Raw genomic sequence first — 17,260 nt, forward strand, 5'->3', positions numbered from 1 at the left:
CCTCGCGGAAACACGAGGGTCTTCCCCGTGAGCGGCAACTCCCCGATAGTGATCAGCGCGGAAGTGCTTTTCCGCATACCAGAAAGTCCCCTCGGAGGAGTGCCCGTGCCGCAGTCCGTACCGTCCCTGCCGCGACGCGTCGCACGCATGCTGCGTACCTCACTGTTCGCCCAAGTCGGTGTCGCGCTGGTGCTCGGCATCGTTGTCGGGAGGTTGTGGCCGGACACGGCCACGACCTTCCAGCCGCTCGGCGACGGTTTCATCCGGCTCATCAAGACCGTCATCTCGCCGCTGGTGTTCTGCGTGGTGGTCGTCGGCATCGCCAAGGCCGGCAATCTCAAGGCCTTCGGGCGGATCGGGCTCAAGGCGCTGATCTGGTTCGAGGTCGCGTCCACGGCCGCGCTGCTCATCGGTCTGATCGCCGCCAATCTCTTCGGCCCCGGCGTGGGCATGAACGTCGACCCCTCGAAGCTCGACACATCGGCGGTGGACGCCAAGACGGCGGGCGGCGAACTGCCGACGACCGCCGAGTTCATCCTGAACGCGCTGCCGCAGAGCGCCATCGGCGCGTTCGCCGAGAACGCGCTGCTCCAGGTCCTCGTGCTCGCCTGTCTCACCGGTGCGGCGCTGCTGCACCTCGGCCACACCAAGGTGCCGAAGATCCTGCCCGCCATCCAGCAGGCCCAGGAGGTCATCTTCGCGATCGTCGGCTTCGTCATGAGGCTGGCCCCGCTCGCCGTGTTCGGCGCGATGGTCCACCTCGTGGGGGAGTACGGCCTCGGCGTGATGAAGACCTACGCCAAGCTGATCGTCCTCTGCTACGCCGTCGCCGCCGTCTTCCTCGTGCTGCTCGGTGTCGCGCTGAAGCTGATGACCGGGCTGAGCCTGTGGAAGTTCGTCCGCTACACCCGTGCCGAGATGCTGCTCGCGCTGGGCACGGCCTCCAGTGAGAGCGTCATGCCCCGCATGATGCAGAAGCTGCGGCAGGCGGGCGCGCGGGACGACGCGGTGGGGCTGGTGCTGCCCACCGGGTACTCGTTCAACCTCGACGGCGCGTCCATCTACCTCTCCGTCGGGACGCTGTTCATCGCGCAGGCCGTGGGGGTGGACCTCAGTCTCAGCCAGCAGGTCACCGTCGTCCTCGTCCTCATGCTGACCAGCAAGGGCATGGCCGGCATCCCCGGTTCGGCCTTCCTCGCCCTGTCGGCCACCGCGGCCTCGCTCGGGGCGATCCCCGCCGGGGCCGTCGCCCTGCTCCTGGGTGTCGACCGGATCATGGACTCGATGCGTGTCGCCACCAACCTGCTCGGCAACTGCGTCGCCGTCTTCGCCGTCTCCAAGTGGGAGGGCGCGCTGGACACCGTACGGGCGAAGAAGATGCTGGACGGAGAGATCGAGTTCGTGGAGGAAGAGACCGCGGACGAGGACAACACGCCCACGGCGCCCGCCGCCTCGACCGTCGCCGCCGTGAGTACCGTCAAGGCAGTCCCCGCGCAGCCCGGCGGTGAGGTCAAGGAGCCTGCCTCCGGGGCCAGTTGATCGCCGTCACCGACGACAGGGGCCCGGCGCCGCACCTCGGCGCCGGGCCTTTCCCTGTGCGGCGGCCGGCGGTGGCCGGCGGCGGCCCGCGCCGACCGTCACCGGCGAGCGCCGCTCCGTGTCACCGCGCCCGTGGACCGGGGCTCAGCACGCCCGTTCCGCCCCCGGAGGCCCGTCCACCAGGGTGTCCAGGAGGCCGCCCAGTATCTCCCGCTGGCCGTCCGACAGCGGCGAGAGGATCTCCTCCGCGGCGGACCGGCGGGCGCGGTGCAGTTCCTCCAGGACCTTGCGACCCTCGTCCGTGACCTCGATGCGGATGACCCGCCGGTTGGTGGGGTCGGGCACCCGGCGTACCCGGCCGCTCGCCTCCAGCCCGTCGACCAGGGTCGTCACGGCGCGCGGCACCACTTCCAGGCGCTCGGCTAGATCGGCCATGCGCGGGGGCGCGTCGTAGTGCGTGAGGGTCCGCAGAAGCCGGGACTGGGCAGGGGTGATGTCCAGCCCGCTCTGCAGAAGATGGTGCTTCTGGATGCGGTGCACGCGGCGGGTCAGCCGCAGCAGCTGCTCGGCGAGCAGCCCGTCGGCATCGGGGGCGGTCATGCGGGAACAATATCAGGATGATGTTCATTGTGAGTATAGGTAACAATGAGCTAGGCTCCGAAATCGTCTCCGTGTGATCCGGAGCCATCTCGCCGCACCGCACCGAATTCATGACCGGCTGAATCCATCACCGCACGTGCTGCCGAAGCTATGAGCTGACAAGAGCCGTAGCGGTCCATGACTCACCCCGTAGGAGCCCATGCATCCCGACGACCAACCCGCCTGGACCCCCGCCCGCACCGCGCCCGCAGGCGCCGAGGGAGCCGGCGACGCTCCGGCGCCGCGGCAGGTCCGCCGCATCCTGAAGCTCTTCCGCCCCTACCGTGGCCGGCTCGCCGTGGTCGGCCTGCTGGTCGGCGCCGCCTCGCTCGCCTCCGTGGCGACCCCCTTCCTGCTCAAGGAGATCCTCGACACCGCGATCCCCGAGGGCCGTCTCGGCCTGCTGAGCCTTCTCGCGCTCGGGATGATCCTCAGCGCGGTGCTCACCAGCATCTTCGGCGTGCTGCAGACGCTGATCTCCACGACCGTCGGCCAGCGTGTGATGCACGACCTGCGGACCGCCGTCTACGGCCGCCTGCAGCGCATGTCGCTCGCCTTCTTCACCCGCACCCGCACCGGTGAGGTGCAGTCCCGCATCGCCAACGACATCGGCGGCATGCAGGCGACCGTCACCTCCACGGCCACCTCCCTGGTCTCCAATCTCACCAGCGTGGTCGCCACGATCGTCGCCATGGTCGCCCTGGACTGGCGGCTCACCGTCGTCACCCTGCTCCTGCTGCCGCTGTTCGTGTGGATAAGCCGCCGGGTCGGCGACGAACGCAAGAAGATCACCACCCAGCGGCAGAAGCAGATGGCCGCGATGGCGGCGACCGTCACCGAGTCGCTCTCCGTCAGCGGCATCCTGCTCGGCCGCACGATGGGCCGTTCCGACTCGCTCACCCGGTCGTTCGCCGAGGAGTCCGAGGGGCTCGTCGACCTGGAGGTCAGGTCGAACATGGCCGGGCGCTGGCGCATGGCGATCATCACGATCGTCATGTCCGCGATGCCCGCCGTCATCTACTGGACGGCCGGCCTCGCCTTCCAGTTCGGCGGCCCGTCCGTCTCCGTCGGCACGCTGGTCGCCTTCGTCTCGCTCCAGCAGAACCTGTTCCGGCCGACCGTGAGCCTGCTGTCCACCGGCGTCCAGATCCAGGCCTCGCTCGCCCTGTTCCAGCGCATCTTCGAGTACCTCGACCTGCCCATCGACATCACCGAACCCGACGAACCGGTCCGCATCGACCAGGTGAAGGGCGAGGTCCGCTTCGACGACGTCGAGTTCCGCTACGACGACGGCAAGGGCGCCTCCCCCGCGATACTCACCGGCATCGACCTCACCGTCCCGGCGGGCGGCAGCCTCGCCGTCGTCGGACCCACCGGCGCGGGCAAGTCGACGCTCGGCTGTCTGGTGCCGAGGCTGTACGACGTGACCGGCGGCGCCGTCCTGATCGACGGCGTCGACGTCCGCGACCTGAGCTTCGACACCCTCGCCCGCGCCGTCGGCGTCGTCTCCCAGGAGACGTACCTCTTCCATGCCACGGTCGCGGACAACCTGCGCTTCGCCAAGCCGGACGCCACCGACGAGGAACTCCACGCCGCTGCGCGGGCGGCACAGATCCACGACCACATCACCTCCCTGCCCGACGGGTACGACACGGTCGTCGGTGAGCGCGGCCACCGGTTCTCCGGCGGGGAGAAGCAGCGCCTCGCCATCGCCCGCACCATCCTGCGCGACCCGCCCGTCCTCATCCTCGACGAGGCGACCAGCGCCCTGGACACCCGTACCGAGCACGCCGTGCAGGAGGCCATCGACGCGCTCTCCGCGAACCGCACCACCATCACCATCGCGCACCGCCTCTCCACCGTCCGCGGCGCCGACCAGATCGTGGTCCTCGACGGCGGGCACGCGGTCGAACGCGGCACCCACGACGAGCTGCTGGAGCGGAACGGGCGCTACGCGGCCCTCGTGCGCCGTGACGCCCAGCTGGAGCCCGCCCGCACCTCGCAGACGGAGCCGGCATCCGTCTCCGCCGCCGATCCTCTCGACGCTCCGGGCCAAAAGGCTTCGCCGCTACGGCCGATGGAGTCGACAAGATGAAGATATGTCGGGTTTGAGGTGATATGCGGGATACCGTGCCCGCATGCAGATGAACACTCCGCCACGGAGCACGATTCGACTGACACGCCGGGGCCGGGCCGCCCTCATCGCGACCGGAGCGGTCGTGGCGGCCGCCGCCGTGGCGGTGCCGCTGCTGCTGAGCGTGGGCAGCGATGAAGGCGGGGCCGAGCGGCCCACGTCCCTGGTGGTCCCGGAGGGGCGACGAGCCGTACAGGTCTACGAGGCCGTCGACAAGGCGCTCGGTCTGCCCGCCGGATCCACGAAGAAGTCCCTGGCCAAGGCCCGGCTCTCGCTCCCCGCGGAAGCCCAGGGCAACCCGGAGGGCTACCTCTTCCCGGCGACGTACCCCTTGGCGAAGAAGACGACGCCGGAGTCGCTGCTGACATTCATGGTCGAGACCGCGCACAAGAAGTTCAACGGCGGCCAGGTCACGGCCGGGGCGCAGCGCAACGCGATGAACGTCTACCAGGCGGTCACGATCGCCAGCATCGTGCAGGCCGAGGCCGCGACCACGGCGGACATGGGCAAGGTGGCCCGCGTGGTGTTCAACCGGCTGGAGCGCGGGATGCCGTTGCAGATGGACTCCACCCTCAACTACGCGCTGAACCGCTCCACGTTGGACACCAGCGTCGCCGACACGAAGATCGACAGCCCCTACAACTCGTACCGGCGCATGGGGTTGCCGCCCACGCCGATCGCCAACCCCGGCGAGGACGCGATGCGCGCGGCCTCCAACCCGCCGCCGGGCGACTGGCTGTACTTCGTCACGGTCAAGCCGGGCGACACCCGCTTCACCGCGAGCTACGAGGAACACCTGCGCAATGTCGCCGAGTTCAACCAGCGCCGCGGCGGGCAGCCGTCGTCGGCGTCCACGGGACCGTCCGCCGCGAGCCCCTCCCCGACGTCCGGTTGAGTCGAGTGCCAGTGCGAGCGGAAGGAGGCCGACGAGGGCGGGCGTCGGACTTCAGACCGCGGTCGGAGCGACGCTCGGCGCAGTGACCGGTGAGGGCCGGGCGGCGAGTTCAGCGGTTCCGGAGAGCGGCGTGGTGCGGGTGGCGGCCGGCGTGTCCCTCAGGAGCCGTCGGATGTCCCGGACCGCGGCGCGGCCCGCCCGGTTGGCGCCGATGGTGCTGGCCGAAGGGCCGTAGCCCACGAGGTGGACGCGGGGGTCGACGGCCGCGCGGGTGCCGTCCACGCGGATACCGCCGCCCGGTTCGCGCAGCCGCAGCGGGGCGAGGTGGTCGATGGCGGCGCGGAACCCGGTCGCCCACAGGATGACGTCCGCGTCGACGCGGCGCCCGTCGTCCCACGCCACCCCGTCCGGTGTGATCCGGTCGAACATCGGCAGCCGGTCCAGGACGCCGTCCGCGATGCCCTGCCGGATCGCGTCGTTGAGCGGCAGGCCGGTCACCGACACGACGCTCTTCGGCGGCAGGCCCTGCCGGACCCGCTCCTCCACGAGGGCGACGGCGGCGCGCCCGGCGCCCTCGTCGAACGGACCCTCGCGGAAGACGGGCGGGCGCCGGGTCACCCACGTGGTCGCCGCGGCATGGGGGGCGAGCTCCAGCAGGTGCTGCGTCCCGGACGCGCCCCCGCCCACCACGATCACCCGCTGCCCCGCGAACTCCTCGGGGCCGGGGTACTGCGCGGTGTGCAGCTGACGGCCTCGGAACGTCTCCTGGCCGGGGTAGCGCGGCCAGAACGGCCGGTCCCAGGTGCCGGTGGCGTTGATCAGCGCCCGCGTCGACCATGTGCCGTCCGAGGTCTCCACGAGCAGTCGGCCGCCTTCGCCCTCACGCACCGCGCGCACGTCCACGGGACGCCGTACCCGGAGGTCGAAGGTGCGCTCATAGGTCTCGAAGTACTCCCTGATCACCTCGGAGGACGGTCGCGCGGGATCGGCGCCGGTCAGCTCCATGCCCGGCAGGGCGTGCATCCCGTGGACCTTGCCGTAGGTGAGCGACGGCCAGCGGAACTGCCAGGCGCCGCCGGGCCCGGAAGAGTGGTCCAGCACCACGAAGTCGCGCTCCGGTACGAAACCGGTGCGCCGCAGGTGATAGGCGCCGGCCAGTCCGGCCTGACCCGCGCCTATGACGACTACCTCGACCTCGCGCATATTGTTCACACTTCTACTAACCAGGCGCGGTCCTCGGATCTTCCCCGGCCGTTCAGGATCCCTCCGAGGGGCGGGGTGCGGTGGTCGACGGCGGGAGGTCGCCGTTGAAGCGCCGGTCGGTGAAGGCGCCGAAATCGACCTCGCGGGGGATGAGCTTCAACCGGGTGAAGGCGTCGGCGATGGCCTGCTCGGAGACGATGAGCGGCTCGTCCACGGCGACCGCCACCCGCGTGGCGTACGTCCGCTTCACCGCCGCCAGCGCCACGTCCCGCGGGAGGCCCGTGTCCTTCGCCCAGACCTTCGCCCATTCCTCCTCGTGCGAGTACACCCACCGGTACGCGCGCCGCAGCCGCTCCAGGTAGTCCTTGATCGCGGCGGACTTCCGCTTGTCCTCCAGCGCGCCCGGCGCCGCCACCTGGAAGGTCAGCCCGTTGGTGACGCCGTCCCCGGTGGTCAGCACCCGCCCCTGCTTCGCCTTGAGCACCTGGGAGGTGTACGGGTCCCACACCGCCCACGCGTCGACCTTGCCCGAGGTGAACGCGGCGAGCGCGTCGGCCGGCTGGAGGTACTTGACATCGACGTCGCCGAGCGACAGGCCGGCCTTCTTCAGGGAGGCGACCAGCTGGTAGTGCGCCGACGACCCCTGGGACACGGCCACGGACCTGCCCCTGAGCTGCTCGGTGTCCGTTAGCTTCGAGTCGTTCGGTACGAGGATGGCGTCGCCCTTGGAGGTGCCGTGCCATGCGGCCACGACCGTGATCTTCGAGTCGGCCCCCGCCGCGAAGACGGGCGGGGTGTTGCCGACACCGCCGATGTCGACGGCCTTGGCGTTGACGGCCTCCAGGAGCGGCGGACCCGAGGTGAACGTGGACCACTTGATCCTGTAGTCGAGGTCGTCGAGTTCTCCGGCGGCCCGCAGGATGGCTTCCGAACCGCCCTTCTGGTCACCGACGTTCAGTGTGAGCGAGCCCTTGCCGTCGGTGCCGTCACCGGTCGAGGTGCTGGCGGCGGAGTTCCCGCCGCAGGCCGAGAGGAGCAGGGCCACGGGGAGGAGCAGGACCACGGGGAGGAGCGGGGCGGGGACGAGACGTCGTCGCATGGGGATTCCGTTCGGTTGGTTCACGTGGTGGGGATGTGCGGCCCGGCACGGCCCGGTCTGGGACGGCCGGTGCGAGCGGGTTGGGGGCCGGAGAGGGGCGGGCGGAAGGGCGTGCGCTCCGGACGGGCAGTCAGGCCGCCTCGGCCGCCGTGTCGACGCCCAGGCGTTCGAGAAGTCGGGCGCGCAGCTCGGCGAAGCGGGGGTCGGTGATGTCGCGGGGGCGCTCCAGGCCGATCCGCGTCTCGTACGCGATGACGCCCTCGTCCATCACGAGGACGCGGTCGGCGAGCAGGACCGCCTCCTCGACGTCGTGCGTGACGAGCAGCACGGCGCAACCCCGCCGCTGCCACAGCTCGCCCACCAGCCGCTGCGCCTTGACCCGGGTGAGCGCGTCGAGGGCGCCGAACGGTTCGTCGAGCAGCAGCAGATCCGGCTCGCGGACCAACGCCCGTGCCAGGGAGGCGCGCTGCGCCTCGCCGCCGGAGAGCGTCTTGGGCCAGGCGCCGCCGCGATGGTCGAGGCCCACCTCCTTGAGCGCCCGCTCGGCGAGGGACCGTTCGGGCTTGCCGGGCAGCCCGAGGAGGACATTGCGCCACACCCTCTTCCACGGCATCAGCCGCGGCGCCTGGAACGCGACGGCCTTGCGGCGCGGCACCAGGACGGTGCCCTCGATGTCACGGTCGAGACCGGCGAGGATGCGCAGCAGGGTCGACTTGCCACAGCCGCTGCGACCGAGCAGTGCCACGAACTCGCCCGGCCGGACGTCGAGTCGCAGGTCGTCGATGACGGCGCGGCCGTCGAAGGAACGCGTCAGCCCTTCGACGTGCACGGCGTGGGGAGCGGGGGTGCCGGGGGCCGGGGCGGCCGTCTTCGGGGTCACCGGCCGGTGAACGTCGGTCGCCATTGCAGCAGCAGCCTTTCGAGGGAGCGGACGATGAAGTCGGCGAGCAGACCGAGGAAGGCGTAGACGATCAGGCAGACCACGATCACGTCGGTGCGCAGGAAGTCGCGCGCCTGCACCATGAGGAAGCCGATGCCGGAGTCCGCGTTGATCTGCTCGGCGAACACGAGGGCGAGCCAGGCGATGCCGAGGGAGTAGCGCAGCCCGGTCATGGCTCCGGGCAGCGCACCCGGCAGCACGACATGCCGCACGAGTCCCCAGCGCGACAGTCCGAGGGACTCACCGGCCTCGATCAGCTGGGAGTCGACGCCGCGGATGCCGGCGTACACGTTCAGATAGAGCGGGAACGACACACCGAGGGTGATGATCGCGACCTTCGGGGCCTCGCCGATGCCGAACCAGATGATGAACAGCGGGATGAGACCCACGAACGGCACGGTCCGCAGCATCTGCACACTGGCGTCCACGAGGTCCTCGCCGACCCTGAACAGCCCCGAGAGCAGGGCGAGTCCGGTGCCGACGACGGCGCCGAGCACCACTCCGGCCGCGACCCGCCGCAACGACGTACCCATGGCGGAGGGCAGCGACCCGTCGGCGATCAGATCACCCGCGACCCGCGCGATCCGCCCCGGCGAGGCGAGCACATCGGGCGTGAGTGCCCCCGTGGCGCTGAGGATCTGCCAGAGCAGAAGCAGCAGCAGCGGCCCTGACGTGCGACGCAGCCATCGGGGTACGCGGGTGCGACGGGAGGAATTCGGCCGGATGGGTTCGAGGTCGAGGTCGAGGTCGAGGTCGACGTCGGGGGTGGGGACCGGGGGAGCGGGGGATCCGGGGGAGGCGGCGCCACCCTCGATGGATGCGGGGTTATCCGGAATGTCCGGCGAAGACGAGTCGGGCGGGGCGTGGCTGATGCTCATGAGGGCTCCACGGGGAGGGAGGAGAGCGACCGGCGGACGTGGGGCGGGCGCGGGGTGCCGCCGCGTCGGGCATCGGTCCGCGCGCGTCAGTTCACCCGGTCCACGGACGGGGCCACCGTGGACAGGGCGGAAGGTGGGAACGCGAGCCCGATGTCAGACGTGCGGGCAGCGGGCGACGCACGATCCGGGGCAGGGGAAGAGAAGGATGAGAAGGCGTCAGCAGCCGCGACAACAGGCGGCGGAGGCCACCCGCAGCAGGTCGATGTGACCGCGCGAAGTGAGCAGGGCTGAACGCGACATGCCGTCGAACGTAGCCAGCCCGTCCGCGTACGGTCAATGGCCGTCTCGCGGAGTGGACCTACCGTCTCACCGGCGGCCGGCTCGGCAGGCGTTACGACTGGTGTACGGGAGACGGTGCCGTTCGGCGGGTGGTCGCTCCCGTGTCTCCACCTCGGGGTGCGCGAGGATGGACCCATGTCCGATGCCTTCACCACCCGAGTCCTGAACGTCGCCACCGGCTCCCGTGAGCGGGTCGTCGATCTCACCCGCGACTGCGAGGCGTTCCTCCGCGAGGCGGCCGCCGGCCGGGACGGTCTCCTCAATGTCTTCGTCCCGCACGCCACCGCCGGCATCGCCGTCATCGAGACGGGAGCCGGCAGCGACGACGACCTCCTCGCCGCCCTCCACACCCTGCTGCCCGCCGACGACCGATGGCAGCACCGCCACGGCAGCCCCGGCCACGGCCGCGACCACGTCCTCCCGGCGTTCGTGCCCCCGCACGCCACACTCCCCGTCGTCGGAGGCAGCCTCCAACTGGGGACCTGGCAGTCGGTGTGCCTCGTCGACACCAACAAAGACAATGTCGACCGTCAGGTTCGACTGAGCTTCCTGGGCTGAGCAAGATCGTCCTGGGCGCGGCCGCCGCCAAATCTCCGTACCTTGCGTGTTCGAAACGGAGAAGCCTTGCGCGGTACGGACCTGAACATGATGGGCCATCAGCCGGAGCACGGCGCTGTCGGGCGAGGGGAACGGCGGGGACGGCATCGGTAAGTCGCACGTCATGGCCGGCAGCCCATGGGCGGGACCGACTGCCGGATAGCCGCACGCGGTGCGTCGTGACGGGCGGTGCCGTGGAGGTCGAGACGTCACGGGCCTCGGCCTGGCCGAAGGCTGCCTGCGCCGGAGCGGTTCGTTGCGTCAGCGGTATCAGTCGCTCTGCCAGCGGAACGTCACCCGCGCCCCGTCAGGCAACTGGTCCAAGTTGCCCAGGGAAAGGACGTCCCCCATGAGTCCGAGGCCCTTCATCTTCCTGAACAGCAGGCTGCCGCCGGGGAGCTGGTCACGACAGAGCCCGTTCCGGTCGCTGCGTTGGGCGTCCTGCACCCCGATGGTCCAGCTGGCGCGCCGGCGCCGTCCCGCAGCACCAGTTCCTTGCGCCAGGCCAGTGCGTCGCCGAGCCGGTGAGACGCACCAGGGAACGGCTAGGTGTCCTGTCCGGGGACGGGGTGTGAATTCACGAACTGCGGCCACGAGCCGGGATCGACATGGTCGTTCTCGGGGACGTGGGCGTGTGCGTACCAGCCGCCCTTGGTTTCCCAGACGCTCTCGCTGCGGTGCGAGGTGAAGTCGGTCGGACGGCCCATGGGCCAGGTGTCTGGCACACCCCAGGACCGTATCCACGCGTCGAGTTTGTCCCAGCCCTTGCACGGCGTATCGGTCAGCTTGGCGTACACCTTGCCGTCGAGGCGGCAGTGAGGGAAGAACAGTGCCTCAATCTGGATGACCACCTTGCCGGCACGGTTCGTGCGGGTACCGCCAGGCTTGTCGAACACAGCCTTACTTCGGGAGTCGGCGGGAAAGAACTGGGCGAACGCGCCAGTGAAGGGGTCCCACAGAATGTGCGGGGCCACTCCCTTGCCGCTTCCGGTGAAAAAGCTCTTGAGGTTGGCGAACGGCACCAGATCTATGGGGTGCGCGGCGGTGGCTTCCTTGTCCGCAGTGATATGCGCAATCGCCTTTGCTGGGAATTGTGCGTCACACGGGGCGTGATCGCCGATATCCGCCTTGATGGCGCCTGGCATCCACTTATCGGCCATGGTCGCAATCCTTCCGTATCCAGGTTTCAGATGGGCGGCGAAGGACTTCACGTCGCCGGGGCCCCATACGTCGGCGTTGGCGCTCGACTGGTACCGGTTGCAGCCTTCGGTGACGAGCCGGTGGTGCATTGCGGCTATGATCGGTGATTTCTTTCCGGTGTCTCCCCGCCGGACCCACTCAGGGTTGCGGCAAACTCAAGGGACCCGGCTGCAATGCCGAGACGGCAAAGGCCATCAAGGACGCACACAATTGGCGCAGCTCGGTCAGGCTCATTCTCATCTTCCGGCACCCCTCCAACGACCGGGAGGGTAAGGGATATCGCGGATCCTCTTAGCTGCATCTCCGTGGAGTGCGAGGCGGCTTTGCGAGGCGCGAAAGACAAGTGATTTCCAGCGTATGACGAGGTCAGGGATCGTGCAAACGGAGCGTGACAAGCTCCAGCTCGTGCACAAGCATGCGGCTTCAGTCGTTCTGGAGGCATCGACTGACAGCTGTGGCACCGAAGTTGACAGTGAACCAACTCCGTCTCAGTATCGTTATTGGTGGCGGATTGTCTGGTGCGGATGACAGGTGGAAACGCAACCGAGGGGATGGAGGAGACGGAAATGAACGAACCGTCCGAACGCCCGCAGCAGCCTCCGATCCGAGATGCCCGGGACGCCCGGGACAGCGTGGGTGAAAACCCCACGCTGCGTTTCGATGCCACGGTCCACCCCGGTGTGACGAACCGTGAACTCCTCGGCGTCGCAGACCTCGATCTGGATCGGATCCCCGATCCGGAGGGTGAGGTCCGGGTGGTCGTCACCGCGGAGGAGTGCCGTCGTCTACTGGAGAGCGGTTACGAAGTCCGTCTGCATGCCCAGGTGCCCGTGCGGCCCCTCCCTGCCGAACTCGTGGAACAGGACGACTCGGTGAGGGCGTGGCTGGAGGAGCGCGTCCAGGGCATCGAGCGCTCGGGAGGTGTGTGATGTACCGAACGGTCCCCCAACTCGACTCGGTGACCTCGCTGCTCGCCACGTGGTTCCCGCAACTCTGCACGAGGACCCAACTACCCGAGGTCTCCACCCAAGGTCACCCGGTGTTCGCCCTGCGGTTGCGTGCCGGCGGGGACGGAGACCGTCGTGGTGTCCTGTTCGTGGGCGGTACCCACGCACGCGAGCTGATGAATCCGGACGCCCTGGTGGAATTCGCCGTCGACCTCGTCGTGAGCTACCTGAACGGCACCGACATCGTGTACGGCGGCCGCACCTGGACGGCTGAGGACGTCAAACTCATCCTGGAGAGCCTCGACCTCTGGCTCATACCCTGCTCCAACCCCGACGGCCGCACCAAGGTGCTGACCGTTGACAATATGTGGCGCAAGAACCTCCGTGACAACCCGGGGACGACGTGCGACGGGGTCGACCTCAACCGCAACGCGGCCATCCTCTGGGGAGTGACGGAGGGTCAGACCTCGTGCAGCCCCTGCGCCGATATCTACGTCGGGTCCGACGCCTTCTCCGAGCCGGAGACCCGAAACGTCAAGCACCTGCTGGACACAGAGCACATCCACACTTTCGCGGACGTGCACTCGTTCTCGGAGCTCGTCCTGTACCCGTGGGGCCACGCCGAGAACCAGACCACCGATCCGGCGGCACAGCGGTTCACGAGCCTGCCCACCGGAACCTGCGCGCCCATCGGCATCCCGGGCTATCAGGAGTACATCACGCCCCAGGATCTGCTCCGCTTCACCACGGTCGCGCAGCGGCTCGTCGACGCGATCGCGGCGGTACGCGGGAGCGCCTACACACCGCAGACAGGTCGGACGCTGTACGCCACCACTGGGACCCAGAGCGACTACGCCTACAGCCGCCACATCGCGGACCCCGCGCTGGGCAAGACATACGGCTTCACCATCGAGACGGGCCCGCGGGTCGCCAGCGTCGAGGACTCCTTCCACCCGCCGGACCCCACGTTCATCAAGCTCGATGCCAAAGCGGGCATGCTGGCCCTCGCCCAGGAGAGCATCTGCGCCTTCGACCTGATCGGCATGCAACGGCTCAACCGCCAGACCGAGGTGGACACGTTGCGCCGGGTCCGTGACGACGTGCTCGCGAACACCGAGGCCGGCCGCGACTGGATCACCCTCGTCGAACGAGCCGAACTGCCCGTCGCCTCCCTGCTGTTCACCGACGATGGCTTGGCAGACCAGGCCGCCACGCTGATCGAACGTGCGGGGAAGCTGTGTGAGGACGAGCAGTCCGTCGTCAGTGACGAGGACGTCGACCTGGGACGCGCCCTGCTGACCGAACTCACCGAGCGGGTCGGAGCCGAGAACGCCCAGGTGCGCACGGATCTGCAGGCCGTCGGCGCGGCTCTGGAACAGGCGAGAAGGTTGCCGATCGCCGAGGTGCTGAATCAACTGACGAACCGCGGCCCGCTGCCGAAGTAGAAGCGAGCCGGGACCGACGGAGGCGCCCACAGGCTCCCGCGTACTGCTGTTGTGCTGAGCCGTCGGCCAGGGCGGGACCTGGAGACCCCACAACCCGCACCGTCAGGTCCGGTTGAGCTTCCTTGGTCAGGGCCCTGGTGGGACCGTAGAGGGGGCCCGAAAGCGGGTACTGCCGCCGGGCATCGTCGACCTCGGGCCGTCGGCTGTTCGGGGCCACGGCCCTGGCATACGCTGATGGTCGCGATGTGTTGCCAGTCTGCGGTGGAGAAACGGGGAGCGGATGACGACCGAGCCGACACCTGTGGAGAGCGGCCGTTACGAGGTGCAAGCGCGGGATGTCACTGGACAGTTCGTGGTGGGTTCGCACAACACGGTGATTCGGTCCGAGGGACCGCGAGAGGGTGCGGAACCTGTCACTGAGGAACAACTGACGCAATTACGTCAGGAGTTCGAGCGCGTCAGGGCCCAACTCGCCGAGCTGGGACCGGGTGGGCGTGGGGCGGGGGAGCGACTGGACGAGCTGGAGGAGGCCGTCACGGCCGAGGAACCGGACGTCTCCGTCATGGTGTACGTGCGGAACTGGTTCCTGCGGACGCTGCCCGCGCTGGCGGGTGCGGTGACCACGTTGATCAGCGACCCCGTCGTCGGACAGCTCGTGTACCAGGCGGGCGACCAGCTGGCCCTCGAGTACGACCGCCAATTCGGCACCCATCGGCCCGAGAGCAACGCGCCGAACCGCTGATGGAGGACTCCAGAAACCCGGTTCGGATCAGCGGAGACGTCCGCGGCCAGGTCGTCGTGGGAGACCACAACATCGTGGTCTCCGCCGAGCAGTCGGTCGTCACCATCCTCACCCCGGCGCAGCGGCCCGAGTGCCGGCGCCGGGACGACCCGCAGCTGCTGCCGCGTCGCCCCCGTACAGCCGTGGGCCGAGAAGAAGAGCTGGCGGTGATCGAGGCGGGGATGGACGCCGGCGGCCCGATGCAGGTGTACGGCCCGTCGGGGATTGGCAAGAGCACGGTGCTCCGGATGGCTGCTCACCGGCTGAGTGGCCGGCGGGACGGCGTGGTGTTCGTGGACGCCGCGAGCCGGGAGACGGGAGATGTGCTCCAGGACGTCTTCGAGGCCTGCTACGACGCCCCCGGGTACCGGCCCGGTGCGATCGAGCTGCGGCGGCTGATGGCGGACGTCGGCATCAACCTCGTTCTCGACGATCTGGAATGCTCCTCGGACGAGCTGGACGCGGTACTGGACACGGTCACCGCTGCGGCGGTGTTGTACTCGGCCGCCTGGCGCAGTCTGTGGGGCGAGGGCCCGACCCTGGCGCTGGGCGGACTCGGCCACGACGAGACGTCGGTCCTGCTGGCCCAGCAGTTGGGCCGCCCCCTTCGCGCGGACGAACTGCCGGTCGCCGAGGAGCTTTGGCGCGCGACGGCCGGCTCGCCGGGGCAGCTGCTGCGCGCTGTCGTGGGAGAACGCCTCCATCACCCGGCCGAGCTGAGGGACCTGCTGCCGAATGTCCTCGCCGGGTTGACGGGCGCCGAGCAGGAGGTTCTCTCGCTGCTCGACCTGGCAGGAGCCGGCGGGGTGAGTACCGACCTGCTGACTGCGCTGGTGGCGGGCGTCGAGGAGAGGGCTGGCTCGTACGAGAGGCTGGTCACCCTGGGGCTGGTCGTCCCCACCGTGCTCGGCTTGCGGATTTCCGCGGATGTCGGCGCCACCTTGCCGGCGCGCCTGGATCTGGACACCTCCGCGCTGACGGCGCTGTGCGAACGGCTGCGGCACTGGGTGGAGGACCCGGACCGCTCCCCGGTCGCGGTGGCCGGCGACGGAGCGCTGATCACCGCCGCCATCGACGCGGCGGCACGTGCGGGTGCCGCGGGCGCGGGGGCCGGGTTGGCGCGCGCGGCGGCCCCTGTGGTCGCCTGCTCACTGCGGCTGGGCGTGTGGGGCCGAGTACTGGAGTTGGGCGGGGTGGCGGCCGAACGGGCTCGCGACAACGGCGTCCTGGCCTATCTCACCCATGAGCAGGGCATCCACCGACTGGTCACCGGCAGGCGGGCGGCCGCAGCCACGGCGTTCGCCGCGGCTGCGGAGATCTGGCGCCGGCTCGGCGACAGCGGTCATGCGGGCACGGCCGAGGACGCCGGGGGTCTGTGCGGGCCGGACTCCGGGTCGGCGTCGCAGCCCACCGGGCAGGAGAGCATGGCTCCGCAGGATCCGTCCGCCGGTCAGGACGTGGGCTCGACGGGTGACTTCGGCACGGAGTTCGCCCAGGATCCGTCCGGCGGCCTGCCGTCCACGCCGCCGGTCGACCCCGCTACGGCAACCGCCGGTGCCAAGGGGGCGACCACCGTCGGTGTCAAGAGTGGCCTGGGCCTGACGGCCAATGTCGTCATCGGCGGGGGACTGGCCGTCGTCACCGGCGTCGGAGTGGTCCTCGGACAGCGGGCGCCGACTCCGGAGACGGTGCCGGTACGGGTCACGGTCACCACGCGGGTCGTCGAGGTGTCGATGCCTGTCGAAAAACAGGACGGCTGCCTGATCCAGGACGGCTCGACCGACTGCACCAGCGTCGTCGTGTCCAAGAAGGGCGAGCGGGGTCCCATCACCGTCGAGCCGACCGGGCAGTTGCCGGACGGGGAGTCCATCCTCTACTGGGGCTGCGACGAAGGCCCCGAGGCCACGTCCTGCACGGTACGGGCCGACAGCGCCAGAACAGTCTGCGTCAGTACCACCAGCCCGGCCGACAGGGCGGCCAGGGAGAACTGTGCCGAGGAGACGGGGGCGCCGCCGCCCAAGGTCCGCACCGAGGCGATCACCGTCGTGGCGGTGGACGCGACCGGAGAAGCGAGGCCGGGCTACACGGTCGTCGAGCAGACGGGGGCGGACAACAACGTGCTCGGGTGCCTCACATCTCCCGCCGCCAAGGGCCCGGACATCGTCTACTGTTCGCCCAACGCGGCCACGGCAGATGTCTGCTGGATCAAGGACGACCGGGCAACCGTGCTCTGCGGTGACGATCCCTGGAAGAAGAGGCTTTTTCAGTACGTCGTGAACGACGGGCCCGTCCCGGCGACGAAACCGGACGCCGACCCCATACCGTGGGCCATGGAACTCGCTGACGGAACGCGCTGTCGACTCAGGACCGGTGGCGCAGGTCCCTCCCTGCCCGACGGGATGGTGGCCATGTACTACTGCGCGGACACCGACATCCTTGTCGCGCAGGGACCACGAACACCGCTCCTCGACACCTCCGCACCGGGGTGGACGGTGCAGACGATGGACGAAGCAGCGGTGTCGCGGGGCGACGACTCGATCCCACCGAGGACGGAGGTCGTCAAGGTCTACTACGCGGGCAGGGGCTGATCGGTACCTCCTCCGAGGCCGAGGTCCGGGCCGCCT

Annotated in this window: 16 protein-coding genes; 8 read left to right on the forward strand and 8 right to left on the reverse strand. The window is 69.6% G+C overall.

Annotated elements, in window-relative coordinates:
- The first annotated feature begins 105 nt into the window (after positions 1-105).
- Positions 106-1,539 carry a cation:dicarboxylate symporter family transporter gene (locus tag SMA5143A_RS24460; RefSeq protein WP_107464996.1) on the forward strand — a complete coding sequence of 478 codons (1,434 nt, stop codon included), beginning with the start codon at positions 106-108 and terminating at the stop codon, positions 1,537-1,539.
- 144 nt (positions 1,540-1,683) lie between these two features.
- On the opposite strand, the gene SMA5143A_RS24465 is transcribed toward SMA5143A_RS24460, so the two are convergent.
- Entirely contained in the window at positions 1,684-2,139 is a 456-nt protein-coding gene (locus SMA5143A_RS24465; protein ID WP_107464997.1) for a MarR family winged helix-turn-helix transcriptional regulator, read from the reverse strand.
- A gap of 199 nt (positions 2,140-2,338) precedes the next feature.
- Between SMA5143A_RS24465 and SMA5143A_RS24470 the strand changes: the two genes are divergently transcribed.
- Positions 2,339-4,273 carry an ABC transporter ATP-binding protein gene (locus SMA5143A_RS24470; RefSeq protein ID WP_258193712.1) on the forward strand — a complete coding sequence of 645 codons (1,935 nt, stop codon included), beginning with the start codon at positions 2,339-2,341 and terminating at the stop codon, positions 4,271-4,273.
- A 43-nt stretch (positions 4,274-4,316) separates the two neighbouring features.
- A complete protein-coding gene (gene mltG, locus SMA5143A_RS24475) occupies positions 4,317-5,207 on the forward strand; it encodes an endolytic transglycosylase MltG (RefSeq protein WP_107464998.1) in 891 nt (296 codons plus the stop codon).
- A gap of 51 nt (positions 5,208-5,258) precedes the next feature.
- Here mltG and SMA5143A_RS24480 read toward each other — a convergent pair whose 3' ends face one another.
- The 5 genes from SMA5143A_RS24480 to SMA5143A_RS44790 form a co-directional block, all read right to left on the reverse strand.
- Positions 5,259-6,419, reverse strand: a complete 1,161-nt coding sequence (locus SMA5143A_RS24480) for an NAD(P)/FAD-dependent oxidoreductase (RefSeq protein WP_258193713.1) — start codon at positions 6,417-6,419, stop codon at positions 5,259-5,261.
- A 43-nt stretch (positions 6,420-6,462) separates the two neighbouring features.
- Positions 6,463-7,509, reverse strand: coding sequence for an ABC transporter substrate-binding protein (locus SMA5143A_RS24485; RefSeq protein ID WP_107465000.1), 1,047 nt, complete (start codon positions 7,507-7,509; stop codon positions 6,463-6,465).
- 130 nt (positions 7,510-7,639) lie between these two features.
- Positions 7,640-8,413: an ABC transporter ATP-binding protein gene (locus SMA5143A_RS24490; protein WP_107465001.1), complete on the reverse strand. Its 774-nt coding sequence runs from the start codon at positions 8,411-8,413 to the stop codon at positions 7,640-7,642.
- Complete coding sequence (locus SMA5143A_RS24495; RefSeq protein ID WP_107465002.1) at positions 8,386-9,327, reverse strand: ABC transporter permease; 942 nt, start codon at positions 9,325-9,327, stop codon at positions 8,386-8,388. The genes SMA5143A_RS24490 and SMA5143A_RS24495 overlap by 28 nt, the downstream gene beginning before the upstream one ends.
- A 216-nt stretch (positions 9,328-9,543) precedes the next feature.
- Positions 9,544-9,627, reverse strand: coding sequence for a putative leader peptide (locus SMA5143A_RS44790; protein ID WP_317992269.1), 84 nt, complete (start codon positions 9,625-9,627; stop codon positions 9,544-9,546).
- Between the two features lie 174 nt (positions 9,628-9,801).
- Here SMA5143A_RS44790 and SMA5143A_RS24500 point away from each other — a divergent pair, with 174 nt between their 5' ends.
- Positions 9,802-10,224 (forward strand): secondary thiamine-phosphate synthase enzyme YjbQ, encoded by a 423-nt coding sequence (locus SMA5143A_RS24500; RefSeq protein WP_107465003.1) that lies wholly within the window; start codon positions 9,802-9,804, stop codon positions 10,222-10,224.
- Positions 10,225-10,533: 309 nt separating this feature from the next.
- On the opposite strand, the gene SMA5143A_RS43105 is transcribed toward SMA5143A_RS24500, so the two are convergent.
- Complete coding sequence (locus SMA5143A_RS43105) at positions 10,534-10,710, reverse strand: hypothetical protein (protein ID WP_181361995.1); 177 nt, start codon at positions 10,708-10,710, stop codon at positions 10,534-10,536.
- Between the two features lie 98 nt (positions 10,711-10,808).
- On the reverse strand, positions 10,809-11,552 hold the full coding sequence (locus SMA5143A_RS44080) for a peptidoglycan-binding protein (RefSeq protein ID WP_258193714.1): 744 nt from the start codon (positions 11,550-11,552) through the stop codon (positions 10,809-10,811).
- A 477-nt stretch (positions 11,553-12,029) separates the two neighbouring features.
- On the opposite strand from SMA5143A_RS44080, the gene SMA5143A_RS24515 reads away from it, so the two are divergent.
- From SMA5143A_RS24515 to SMA5143A_RS43110, 4 genes are all read left to right on the forward strand, one after another.
- The gene (locus tag SMA5143A_RS24515; RefSeq protein ID WP_107465004.1) at positions 12,030-12,392 is read left to right on the forward strand and encodes a hypothetical protein; all 363 of its coding nucleotides are present in this window, start codon (positions 12,030-12,032) and stop codon (positions 12,390-12,392) included.
- A complete protein-coding gene (locus SMA5143A_RS24520; protein ID WP_146193947.1) occupies positions 12,392-13,855 on the forward strand; it encodes a M14 family zinc carboxypeptidase in 1,464 nt (487 codons plus the stop codon). The genes SMA5143A_RS24515 and SMA5143A_RS24520 overlap by 1 nt, the downstream gene beginning before the upstream one ends.
- A 280-nt stretch (positions 13,856-14,135) precedes the next feature.
- Positions 14,136-14,597 (forward strand): hypothetical protein, encoded by a 462-nt coding sequence (locus SMA5143A_RS24525; RefSeq protein WP_219923606.1) that lies wholly within the window; start codon positions 14,136-14,138, stop codon positions 14,595-14,597.
- On the forward strand, positions 14,597-17,224 hold the full coding sequence (locus SMA5143A_RS43110) for an ATP-binding protein (RefSeq protein WP_107465006.1): 2,628 nt from the start codon (positions 14,597-14,599) through the stop codon (positions 17,222-17,224). The genes SMA5143A_RS24525 and SMA5143A_RS43110 overlap by 1 nt, the downstream gene beginning before the upstream one ends.
- The last annotated feature ends 36 nt before the right edge of the window (positions 17,225-17,260 follow it).

The sequence above is a fragment of the Streptomyces sp. MA5143a genome, from assembly GCF_900290235.1.
Taxonomy (GTDB): domain Bacteria; phylum Actinomycetota; class Actinomycetes; order Streptomycetales; family Streptomycetaceae; genus Streptomyces.